This window comes from Blastocatellia bacterium, from assembly GCA_016713405.1.
Lineage (GTDB): Bacteria > Acidobacteriota > Blastocatellia > Chloracidobacteriales > JADJPF01 > JADJPF01.
On the sequence record JADJPF010000003.1, the window covers coordinates 296048 to 308630 of the forward strand.

8 protein-coding genes are annotated in these 12583 nt (G+C 35.1%); 5 read left to right on the forward strand and 3 right to left on the reverse strand.

Annotation, left to right across the window (positions count from 1 at the left end):
* Positions 1-60 precede the first annotated feature (60 nt).
* Positions 61-2289 carry a polyribonucleotide nucleotidyltransferase gene (pnp, locus tag IPK14_04665; protein ID MBK7992713.1) on the forward strand — a complete coding sequence of 743 codons (2229 nt, stop codon included), beginning with the start codon at positions 61-63 and terminating at the stop codon, positions 2287-2289.
* A 602-nt stretch (positions 2290-2891) separates the two neighbouring features.
* On the opposite strand, the gene IPK14_04670 is transcribed toward pnp, so the two are convergent.
* From IPK14_04670 to IPK14_04680, 3 genes are all read right to left on the reverse strand, one after another.
* On the reverse strand, positions 2892-3749 hold the full coding sequence (locus IPK14_04670; GenBank protein MBK7992714.1) for a DNA adenine methylase: 858 nt from the start codon (positions 3747-3749) through the stop codon (positions 2892-2894).
* Positions 3750-3919: 170 nt separating this feature from the next.
* A complete protein-coding gene (locus tag IPK14_04675; protein MBK7992715.1) occupies positions 3920-4285 on the reverse strand; it encodes a hypothetical protein in 366 nt (121 codons plus the stop codon).
* A gap of 100 nt (positions 4286-4385) precedes the next feature.
* The gene (locus IPK14_04680) at positions 4386-6224 is read right to left on the reverse strand and encodes an HD domain-containing protein (protein MBK7992716.1); all 1839 of its coding nucleotides are present in this window, start codon (positions 6222-6224) and stop codon (positions 4386-4388) included.
* A 351-nt stretch (positions 6225-6575) separates the two neighbouring features.
* Between IPK14_04680 and IPK14_04685 the strand changes: the two genes are divergently transcribed.
* The 4 genes from IPK14_04685 to IPK14_04700 all read left to right on the forward strand — a co-directional run bounded on the left by IPK14_04685 (position 6576) and on the right by IPK14_04700 (position 12445).
* Positions 6576-7409: a hypothetical protein gene (locus IPK14_04685; protein ID MBK7992717.1), complete on the forward strand. Its 834-nt coding sequence runs from the start codon at positions 6576-6578 to the stop codon at positions 7407-7409.
* A 36-nt stretch (positions 7410-7445) separates the two neighbouring features.
* A complete protein-coding gene (gene thiS / locus IPK14_04690; protein ID MBK7992718.1) occupies positions 7446-7646 on the forward strand; it encodes a sulfur carrier protein ThiS in 201 nt (66 codons plus the stop codon).
* Between the two features lie 59 nt (positions 7647-7705).
* Positions 7706-8488, forward strand: a complete 783-nt coding sequence (locus tag IPK14_04695; GenBank protein MBK7992719.1) for a thiazole synthase — start codon at positions 7706-7708, stop codon at positions 8486-8488.
* A gap of 183 nt (positions 8489-8671) precedes the next feature.
* Positions 8672-12445 carry a sigma 54-interacting transcriptional regulator gene (locus IPK14_04700; GenBank protein ID MBK7992720.1) on the forward strand — a complete coding sequence of 1258 codons (3774 nt, stop codon included), beginning with the start codon at positions 8672-8674 and terminating at the stop codon, positions 12443-12445.
* Positions 12446-12583 lie beyond the last annotated feature (138 nt).

Here is a 12583-nt window from a genome sequence, read left to right on the forward strand (position 1 = left end):
AAATCAGCGGATTTAGTTAACATGGCTTTTTCGTTTGCGGCTCGTAGAGAGGAGAAAGTTATGTATTTTAAGAAAGCCATTAATTTTGGTGGCAGAGAGTTTTCAGTTGAAAGTGGCAAAATCGCAAAACAAGCTGATGGTGCTGTAATAATTCGTTATGGCGATACAGTAGTTTTAATAACAGCCGTAGGAGAAAAAACACAAGACGAAAGTAAGGATTTTTTCCCTTTAACAGTAGATTATCGTGAATATGGGTATGCTTCTGGCCGTATTCCAGGCGGGTATTTTAAGCGTGAAGGTAAGCCTACAGAAAAAGAAGTTTTAACTAGTCGATTGATTGACCGTCCTTTGCGTCCTTCATTTTCAGAAGGATATACAAATGAAACACAAATTATAGCTATGGTAATGTCTGCTGACACAAATAATGATCCAGATGTGTTAGCTGTTACAGGTGCTTCAATAGCACTTTATATTTCAGATATTCCTTTTCCAAACCCTGTTGGTTGTGTAAGAGTTGGTCTTATAGAAGGGCATTACGTAGTTAACCCAACTTATTCAGAGCTAAGAAATTCTCAGTTAAATTTAATTATTGCTGGTACAGAAGAAGCTATTGTAATGGTTGAGGCTGGAGCTAAAGAAGTTACAGAAAATGTAATGGTAGAAGCTTTAATGTTTGGGCATAGCGAAATTAAAAAGCTTTGTGCTATGCAACGAGAAATTAGAGAAGCTATTGGTAAGCCAAAACGGGAAGTAGTTATACATAAACTAAATGAAGATTTAGTTAAAGAAGTAGAAGAAAAACTAATTTCACAATTACGAGAATCTTTAGATGTACGCAATAAAAATAAATTAGCTAGTTATGAAGCAGTAGATGAATTAAAAGAGAAAACTATAGCTAGTTATGCAGAAGAGCCAGATAAGCAAAAAGAAGTAGGTAAAATCTTTGATCACTTAAAAGAGAAAGTTTTTAGAGAAGATATAATGCAAAACCGTCGTCGACCAGATGGACGACGTTTTTCAGAAATTCGCCCAATTACCTGCGAAGTTGGTTGGTTGCCTCGTGTTCATGGTAGTTCTATTTTTACTCGTGGAGAAACTCAAGCTGTAGTAACTGTTACATTAGGAACAAAACATGATGTGCAATATGTAGATGATATAGAAAAAGGTGAAGTTACTCGTCGAGCAATGCTTAACTATAATTTCCCACCATTTTCTGTTGGTGAAACTGGACGTGTAGGACAACCGGGCCGTCGGGAAGTAGGACATGGAGCCTTAGCACTAAGAGCTATAGAACCTGTTTTACCTACTGAAGATGTTTGGCCTTATGCCTTGCGTATAGTTTCTGATATTACAGAGTCCAATGGATCTTCATCAATGGCAACAATTTGCGGTGGAATATTATCTTTAATGGATGCTGGAGTTCCGATAAAAACACCTGTTGCAGGTGTTGCTATGGGGTTAGTGATGGCTGGCAACCGTTATGCGATTCTTACAGATATTGCTGGGGCAGAAGATCATTATGGAGATATGGACTTTAAGGTTGCTGGAAGCCGTGAAGGTATAACAGCATTACAAATGGATATAAAAATAGGTGGAATAAACGCCCAAATTATGGCAGAAGCACTTGAACAAGCTAAACAAGGTCGTTTCTTTATCTTAGATAAAATGCAAGAAGCTATCTCGACTCCTAGAACAGAGATTAGTGCTTATGCTCCAAGAATTTTCTCAATCCAAATTCCTGTAGATAAAATTCGAGATATCATTGGGCCAGGTGGGAAAACTATTCGTGGCCTAGTAGAAAAAACAGGCTGTAAGATTGATATTGAAGATGATGGACGGGTAAGCATTGCTTCTTCTGATGGTGAATCAGCCGAACGCGCTCGACAATTAATTCAAGAGATTACTGCTGAAGTTGAAATTGGAAAGAGCTATTTAGGTACTGTCACTCGTTTAGCAGAATTTGGTGCTTTTGTTGAAGTTCTACCAGGCATAGAAGGCTTGCTACATATTTCAGAAGTTGCTGATTATCGTATTCGTAATATTCGTGATGAGCTAAAAGAAGGTCAACAACTAATGGTTAAATGCCTTAGCAATGAAGGTGGAAAGGTTCGCTTAAGCCGACGTGTATTACTAAGGGATGAAAAAGGTGCTAGTAGTAATGGGGAAGCTAAAAGCCCAGAACAACAACCTTCAGAGCGCCCAGAGCGTTCAGAACGTCCTGAGCGTAGAGAGCGAAACGACTATGACCGTCCTGAGCGCAGAAGTCCGCCTGCTAGAGGAAGAAGATAAGACATTTAATTAGATAAATTAATCAATAATCAAACACAAGCGAGCTTTTGCTTGTGTTTTTGTTTTTGGGTTAATACAGCGTAACTTATAGTAATGTAGCAATTTTATATTCTTAACTCTTAAGCCCCAGAGGGGCGAAATAACTGTAGCCTAGGGCGCAAGCCCCATAAGCGCGAACTTAAGAAATAAGTTATTTATAATGAATAAATAACACAAATCTTAGCTCCGAAGGAGCGTAAAATTTGTAGCCTAGGGTTTGCGCCCTAGGAAATTATAGTTAAGCCTTCTCAAGCCTGAAAGGGCGAAAGAGTCTTTAAGAAAAGCTCTTACGCCCCATTGGGACTTTATATGGTATATTACTTAAACCCAGAGCTTACGCTCTGGGCTACATATCTTTCGCCCTGTTGGGGCTTAAGATTTAACCCCTTACTTTTCAATTAGTTGTTCTTAAGTTTCGCGCTTATGGTTTGCGCCCTAGGAAATAATAGTTAAGTCTCTTTAAGCTTTGTAAGGGTGATATAGTCTTTTAATGTTAAGAAACAAATATGTTGCCCCGTTGGGGCTTAAGATTAAAATATTAGAATATTTAAGTTACAGTATAATTAATAATTTTTAATTACTAATTCTGTTACTAGCCCACGAGCAAAGGGATTGCTATTAATTGAGCGCGGACAATGGACAGTAAAAAACTTAAAACCTTGGTAAAGAGTTCTAACTAATTTTGTATCTGAATTAGAGAGCATAAATAAACAGCCCTTTTTATCAAGGATGCGAACGATTTCTGCTAGCTTAACTTGGTCTGACTCTGTGAAATTAGAGCTAGTATAACTAGTAAAACTGGCTGTAACACTAGTAGGGACATAAGGAGGGTCTAAATAAATAAAATCTCCTGGGTGAGCTTGGGAAACAGTTTTTTCAAAGCTTGCAATACTAAACTGAACATTTTGCAAAGCTTCACTTGCAATACGAATTACTTCTTTATCACAAATTAAAGGTTTTTTATATTTACCATAAGGAACATTAAATTGACCTTGTTTATTAACTCGGTAAAGACCATTGTAACAAGTTTTATTTAAGTAAATAAATCTAGAAGCTCGCTCAATAGAGGTTAAATTTTCTGGAAGCAATTCTCTTTGCCTATAGAAATATTGCTCAGTAGTTTTATGTTTTGCTAAATGGTCAATTAGTTCATCGGGATAGTTTTTAACCATTTTATAGCAATTAATTAGCTCTGGGTTAAGGTCAGCTAGTAAAGCTTTAGATGGTCTTAAATGAAAAAAAACTGCTCCACCACCAAGAAAAGGCTCAAAATAACGATTAAACTGGGATGGATTTGGTAAAAGAAGGTTATATTGATCTAAAAGGCGACGCTTGCCCCCGGCCCATTTAATAAATGGGCGTGCTAGTGAAAATCTATTAGCTAGTGTAACGCGCTCTGGACTACTGTGATCAAAATCCAATGCACTGGAATTAGCTGGTGACAAGAACTTCTCCTCAATAAGCTACTAGTTGAAAATATTTAGGTATAAAAGTTAGTACTTGATTATTAATAAAAATAATGACATTAAGGAAATTTGAAAATGTGTTAGATATATAGATTTAGTTTGTTTTTGTCAATCAAAGCAGATCACTAAAGTCCCATTTCTTCGTTTAGTGATTTAGCTACATCTTTTAAGCTATAGATAGCTTGCCCAATATTTCCTTGAGGGGAAAGTGCAAGTAAGACAAAATAGCCTTCGTTAAGGGTCTTGATAATACAAGTTGCATCCTTATATTGGCAAATCATTACTTCAATTAATCCCATCTCTACTTCATCAGAAAATTTCCGGCAAGTTGTGAGGGTAATACCGTGATAAGCACCAATTAAATCTAGTTCTTTTAGACCTTTAGGTGGAGTGTAAATCTGTACAACTTCACCATCGCTATCTAAAAAAACTGCTCCCTTTGCTCCATAAACAGATTCCACTAATTGTTCTAACAACTTGTCAAAACTCATGATTTTTACCTGTACTTGATTTTATCTGCTTGATTTAGGTTAGCAAATTTTAAGATTTTGCCATTCTAACATATTGCTTAATTTAAGCTAACCCAAATAGTTAGCGTGCAACCGGATCTAGGGTAGCAGCATAGCTTTGTAAAACTTCATCTAATTTTCCAGAATGTAGGGCACCTACAAGAGCTTCTACTACTTGAGTATCATAACGAGTACCAACAAAGCTTCTAATTCTCTCAACAGCAACTTCTGTGTCCATTGCACGTTGATAAGGTCGGTTAGTTGTCATCGCATCAAAAACATCTGCAACAGAAATAATTCTTGCCATTAGAGGGATTTGATCACCACGCAAGCCTAGAGGATAACCTTTACCATCAAGACATTCATGATGGTAAAACATTCCAGGAATAAAACGCTTCATTTGTGGGATTTCTGACATTATTTTAGCCCCAATTTGTGGATGCTGTTTCATAATTTTATATTCATCGTCTGTTAGTGCTGCTGGTTTCTTTAGGATTTTATCATCAATACCTATTTTGCCTACATCATGCAAAATGCCAGCAATACGAATATCTTCTATTTCTTCTTCGCTTAAATCCATATATTGAGCAATTAAAACAGAATATTTCATAACACGTTCAGAATGACCACGTGTATAAGTATCTTTACCATCAATAGCTTCTGCCAATGCTCTAACCGTACCAATAAAAAGCATACGGTTTTCTTCAGCGGCTCGACGGAGTTCATTAATATATTGCTGAATATGTTCAGCCATTTTATTAAAGTCGTCGGCAAGTTGTCCTATTTCATTGCGGGTACGAACTCTAATTCTACGGGCAAAATCTCCTGTAGAAATGGCTTTTGCTCCTATAGCTAATGTTTCTATAGGAGAAGCTAGACGAATAGCTAAAAAGCTTCCAATAATTGATGCAATTAAAATAGTTACAACACTTATATAAACTGTTCTGGTTGTCATTTGTCCTACAGAAGGATAAGCAGCGTCTTCATTAATCATTGCTATTACACCTAGCTCTTTACCAGCAGCTATTTCTGCTGTGTGGTAGGTGCCAAGCATAGGAATTTGCTTTCCGTTTTCTGTAAGTTCAAAGGGAGTTGAAATAGTTGCTTTAAAGTTTGACTCTAGCCAATCATCTACTATCTTAAGATTTGATTTGTTATCAGTAAAAACCATTTGTTGATCAGGGTGTGCAACTATTCGACCACTATTATCAACTACAAAAAATATTGTTCCACCATTTTTAAGTAAAGCACTAGTTTCTTGAAGCCCACCACTATTATTAGTAATAAAACTAAATACAGGCTCTAAATTAACTATTGCTAAAACAAAACCTTCTACCATTTGCTGGTTATTTTCTGGGTTTGTGTTGCTAATTGGCGCGGCAAGGACAATGGCAGAAATATTGCTAGATTTTATTAGCTTAGGTGTACCAATGTAATAATCTAGGTCTTTATTTTGACTCATAAAGTCAAAAACATCTGTAACTAATGGCTTAAGCTCTTCATTGCTAATTTGATTAGGATCTACCCCATAAATTGCGTAATTAATTTTGCTTTTATCTAGTGGAGAAAGCATTAAAGTGCAAAGGTTTTTATCTGTGTTTATAGCCTCTTTTACTTTAGACTCTCTTTGGACTTTAGCTTCATCTGATACAGTTTGTTCTAAAACATTTACCCCACCAGCAATTTCCAGCGAACGAGCAAAAGCACCTATTTGATCCCTATATGCATGAATATAAAGCGTTATTTGTTTAGCTTTATCAATAACACGAAGGGTTTGGATATTTCTTTCTTTTTGACTTAACGTAGTTTTATTTAAGTCAATAAGATGATATCCAATTATTAAAACAGGTACAACGCTAACCGTTAATAACACGGTCAAAACAGTATAAAGAATTTTTGAACGCTTAGTGGTTTGTTCCATATAGGGTGATATCCTTAATTAGAAATCTGACAAACGACATAAGTTATATTAATTTAAATGTCTAAAGACAACATTATTTAGGAGTTATTAGAAATTTTTGCTTGTTCAAGTATATGTCAAGATAAAAATATTTGCAATTTTCTCCCTTTGTGATCGATAAATTAATCTTACTAAATTTATTTTTGGAAAGGGAATTTTATTTGCTGTAGTTATTAACATTAGTAACTATTTATGTTATTCTCTCTGCAAAATATACCTATCTTGGTTTAGTAGATTTTGCAAAATTAAATCTTGTCTTCAAAAATAAATTATAAGAATAAAAAAGTTAGCATTGTAAGGTAAGGAAGCCTAATGATTACTGGATTTAACACGGATGTTTCTTATGATGGAACAACTTATCACGTTCAAACAGAAGATAAGGGAGATGCAAATCCAATCATTTTATCTCTTGTATATGTCAGAGGAGCAATACTAGCTGCAAAACGCACTTCTTATGCAAAAGAATTACAAGGTGGTTTAACTGAACAACAATTGCAAAGCATGCTAGAAAAACAGCATCGCACCATTTTGGCTGTAATAAAAGCGGGACGAATACAAGAACTCGTAGAAAAGCTTAGTAAGCAAAAATCTGCTGATGAAGATGCGATAGCCGAAACACCTAAAGCACCTTCTTTTCCAGTTGCTCCACCTATGCCAATTCCCACTATACCAAGCCCACAAATACCTAATCAAGTAGTAAATAAAAATTTTGAAGTGCCAATACCAAGTATTCCTACTATTAACAATAATGTGGAACAGGTTGTTAGTAAAAGCAATACCCAGCCATTATTTGCAGAATTTGATTTAGATAAAATAATTTTTGATTATTTACAAACTGATTCACAGGAAGAAAAAGTAGAAATAAATTTACGTGGGGCAAAAGATTTTTATGCAGGCGAGGCTGTATTGCTACAAGTAGAAGTTTCTTTAGCTAATATGCAGGCTTTAGCAAATATTCCTGTAATTGTAAAAGTTATAGGCACAGCCTTTAAGCCTCAAATATACTCTGGACGTACTGGCCCAGATGGTGTAGCTATTATGCCTGTCACCTTGCCGCAATTTACTGCGGGAAGTGCTGCTATAGTAATTCAATCTACTTCTGACTATGGAGAAGCAGAAGTTAAACATTTAATTCGTCGTCATTAAATCACTTAGTTAAATTTACTTAATTACAGCAAAGTTATGCAAATTGTTCTTAATGGTGAAAAAAAAGAAATTTCTGAAAATATATCCTTAAAACAACTTATTGACAGGTTAGAACTTAAGCAAGAAAGAGTAGCCTTAGAGCTAAACAAAACTGTAGCGCGTCGTAAAGACTGGGCAGAGATAATGCTTAAGGATGGGGATCAGTTGGAAATAGTTCATTTTGTTGGCGGTGGTTAAAAACAAGTTTTTAAGCGATTAATGACTTATTTATCTTAAAGGATTTTATTTAGTAATTTATGGTTAAAAGCGATAAGTTAGTGATAGCAGGACGAGAATTTAATTCTCGTTTAATGATCGGTACAGGAAAATATCCTAGTAATGAAGCAATGGTAGAAGCTCATAATCGTTCTGGAGCAGAGATAGTTACTGTAGCTGTTCGTAGAGTAAATATCAGTGATCGTAGCCAAGAGTCTTTACTAGATTATATTGACTTAAAAAAGTTTATGCTACTTCCCAATACAGCCGCTTGTTACACGGCTGAAGAGGCAATTCGTACTGCACATTTAGCGCGAGAAGTTTTAGACACTCCTTGGGTAAAATTAGAAGTAATAGGAGATGAAAAAACACTTTTTCCAGATAATGAAGGCTTAGTAGCAGCAACTAAAGCACTTAGCAAAGAAGGTTTTATAGTTTTACCTTATTTTAATGATGATTTAGTTACAGCTAGAAAATTAATAGATGCTGGAGCCGCAGCCATTATGCCTTTAGCTGCGCCAATAGGATCAGGCTTAGGAATACAAAATTTTACTACTATGCGGATACTAAGAGAAATGATTACATCCGTTCCAATTATTGTAGATGCTGGAGTTGGAACGGCTTCAGACGTTGCTATTGCAATGGAAATGGGGATGGATGCGGTTTTATTAAATACAGCTATAGCAAGTGCTAAAGATGTTGGAGCTATGGCTGAAGCTATGAAACTAGGTATTCAAGCAGGCCGTCTAGCTTATTTAGCTGGTCGGATGCCACGTAAACTTTATGCTAGTGCAAGTAGTCCTTTAGATGGATTAATTAAATAAGTAAATTCAAATAGTTTTTTTATTAAAAGGCTAACAAAATAGTTTAAGTTTTGTTGGCCTTTTCTTTTTGCAGAAAGAATTACTATCCTACTGTGATAGTAATTTTATTATTTGGATTGACAGTTAGGAAATCTTAAACTATAACTATCTTGCTTATTAAACTATTTTGATCATACTTATTTTATGACCTTACCTTTACACGCTAGAAAGTTAACAGAGTTTGAGAAGAAAACTTTAACAGAATGGCTTAATTCTCAGGATGAGGAAAAATCCCGACGTGCGCGGGTAATACTGCTTTCTTGTGAGGGAAAAACCGCAATCGAAATTGGTCAAGAACTGGGTTTTCATCCTGACAACTTAAAAAAATGGATCAGACGCTTTAATCAAGACGGTCTTAACGGGATAGAAATCCTTAAACGAGGGCCAAAAAATCGTTTTACTGACCAGCAAATTAAAGCTATCTTTAAGCTTTATTACCAGTCCCCAAAAGATTTAGGCTTATCTTTTAATACCTGGACACCTCAAAAACTCGCCTTAGCAGCCGTTAAACAAGGAATTGTAAACCAAATTAGTCATGTCACTATCAGGGAATTACTATCAGAAAATAATTTAATGCAGGATGAAGTAGTAGATAACTCTTTACAAAGAAACAGTATGATAGAAAATATTAGTGATTTGGAAACTAACTCTATCATAGTACCCCTTAATGGTGACAATGGCAATATTGCAAGTAATTATGATATTAACAGTTTAGCTCAAGAAAGTACTTCTGAATTTCTTACAAGTTTAACAGATAAATCTAACAATCTTAACTCTTTTAATACTTTTGATAGCCCAATAAAAGTTACAACTAGTGGAAATATAGTAAATATTATTAGTGATAATTTAACCTCTAGAGCTAACAATGATAGTAATGATATAAGCCTAAATGCTACTGTGACACAATTGCTTTCACTAGGACAAAATGCTTTACGAATAAGTGAAAATTTAGAAGCTGTTAAAATTTTTCAAAAATTACTTAATTATCCTGGTCTAAGTAATGAATTACAAGCACAGATAAGGTGTTATTTAGGTGAAGCATATGAAGGGCTTAGCAGTTATGATGATGCACTAAATACAGTTTCAATATATGAAGATAGTTTATTTCGCAATCCATTATCACCAAAACTACAAGCAAAAGTTAAGTTGCGTTTAGGTTGGGGTTATAGTCGTATATCTAATTATGCAAAAGCTTTAGCACGTTTTAATGAGGCTAGAACTATTTATGTTGGTTTAGGAGATTTAGAAGGTTTAGGAGCTATTCATTATGCGTTAGGCTATGTTTATGTAGAAATTAATGAGTCTAATTTAGCTAGAAGCTACTTATTAAAAGCCCTAGAAGACTTACGTTATTCAGAAGATTCTAGGCTTTTAGCGCGTATTCATATAGATTTAGGGCTAGTAAATTATAAAGAAGGTGATCTTGAGGGTGCAAAAGCCAATTATCTAAAAGCCCAAGCTTATGCTGAAGGTTTAACTGATTCTAGTTTACTTGGGCTAATTGCAATGAATTTAGGAGCAATTTATGTAGATTATGGTAAAAGAGACGAAGCTACAGAATATTTAGTTAAAGCAGTAAAAGAGTTTACTCTAAGTGGACAAAATAGCTATTTAGCCCGTGCTTACAATAACTTAGGCAATAATTTATTATATGGTGGTCGTTGGAATGAAGCAGCAGAAAATCTAAATAGAGGTTTAGAACTAGCTCGTAAATTAGGTGATAGGGAAAACACTTGGCTAACACTAATTACACTTGGAGAACTAAGGTTTTTACAAGGTGAGTATGAAAAAGCTGAAGAGGCACTACTTTCTGCTTTAGGAATACTAACAGATGGAGATAAATGGGCTGAAGCCTATGCACAAAGGGTTTTAGGACTTTTATATATTGCTAATGATCGTCCAGACAAAGCTTCTCAAGCTCTTAGAACTGCCTTACAATTAGCAACGCGTATCGGTAGTTTATATGAGGTATGCTTAACACAATTAGCATTAGCTGAGCATCACTTTGCCCAAAATAATTATGAACAAGCAGAAGAATATTTAGAACTAGCTAAAGAAAACCTAAAAGGTAAACATGACCCAGATCTTTCAGCTAGTGGATGGGCCCAACGTCTAGCCGGAAAATTATCTTTAATACGTGAAGAATTTGAAGAAGCAAAACAACATATTTCTGCCAGTATCAATATCTTTGCGTCCATTAATAACAATTATGAATTAGCCGTAAGTAAATTAGAGTTAGGATTACTTTATATGCAAATAGGAGAAAGTATCCCAAGTAAAGATAATTTAGTTGCTGCTAGAGATAAGTTGGTGGCTCTTGGTGCAATGCCAACGGTTAAACGAGCTAATGAAATGTTGTTGGCCCTACAACGTGGAGAGGCCCCAAAAATCAGAAACAAAGTAGAATTAAACTTAAACCGGGATATGTTGCTTATGCAACGCTTAATAGAGGCTGCTAATTCTCGTGACTTGCTCTTAAAAGAATTAGCTACAATTATTTATGAAAATTTTGACTTGCAAAGTTTAGTAATTTTTGACAACAGCCAAAGCCAATTAGTAGCCATTGTTACAATAGGTTGCCAACAAAAGGAAGTTCTCTCCTTAATTCCAGAAATTAAGCGAATTATTGATTTTGGTAAAACTACTTTAGGTGCTTCTCATATTTATATTTTAGAAGATCATGTAAATACTCGATTTTGCCTTTATTTAGAACCAAAAAGCAATGCTCGCTTAGATTTAGCTCGGCTTAAACCTCTATTTAAGCAGGCAGAACTAGCTTTAGAAAATTGTTCTCTACGTGCTTTGACTCGTTCTACTTTGGTTCAAGAACAGGAAAAAGTTAGGGTACATACTCTTATTCCAGGCTTTATTTATTCTAGTCCTGCTATGCAAGATGTAGTAGAACGAATTAAGAAAATTCGTTCTAGTGATACAACAGTTTTAATAACTGGCGAATCAGGTACAGGAAAAGAATTAATTGCTCGTGCTGTGCATGCAGAATCTTCACGTAGAGACGCAATATTCTTACCTTTTAATTGTACTGCTACACCAAAAGACTTAATCGAAAGCCAACTATTTGGGCATCGTCGGGGAGCCTTTACTGGTGCTACTAGCAATTATCAAGGAATTATTCGTGCTGCTGATGGTGGAACATTATTTTTAGATGAAATTGGAGATCTTAGCCTAGAATCACAACCTAAATTACTAAGATTTTTAGAGGCTGGCGAAATACAGCCTCTTGGAGAAACCAAACCTATAAAAGTAGATGTTCGTGTTTTAACAGCAACTAATGCTTTACTAGAAAAAGCTGTTGAAGAAGGGCGGTTTCGCGAGGACTTATTGTTTAGATTAAATATTATTCGTCTTCATATTCCTCCTTTAAGAGAAAGAAAAGAAGAAATTCCTCTACTTGCCAACCATTATTTACAGCATTTTGCCAATCGTTCAGGAAGAAAAGAGCTTTCTTTCTCTCCTGATGTTATGTACTACTTTGGCAATTACAACTGGCCCGGCAATATTAGGCAATTGAGAGCAGAGATTGAAAGAATGGTTGCTTATTCTGGAGAGTCTAATTTACTTACTCCTAAAGATTTGTCTCCAGAAATTGTCAGAACACCTGTAATTAGTCCTATAGAAATAAAAGCACCTGTTAGTTCAATAAATCCAATAAATCCGATAAATCCGATAAATCCAGTAAATCCAATAAATCCAATAAATCCAATAAATCCAATAAATCCAAACTGGTCAAAAGATAGCTCTAACCACACCTTAAAAGAAGCTACTGATCAATTAGAAAAACAATTAATTGAGGAAACCTTAATTAGAACTGAGTACAATATTTCTCGTGCTGCTAAAGAACTTGGGCTTTCTAGGCGAGGGCTAAAACTAAAAATGTTGCAACTTGGGCTAGAAAAATAAAAAATTTATATCTTGCTGGTAATAATTTATCTATTAGTGGATAGTTAGTTTGCAGTGGAAACAATTTGCAACATAAATTTGATTACTATATGTTCGATTAAAGCATTAGTGTCATAGTGATAGAAATAGTTTACCAAA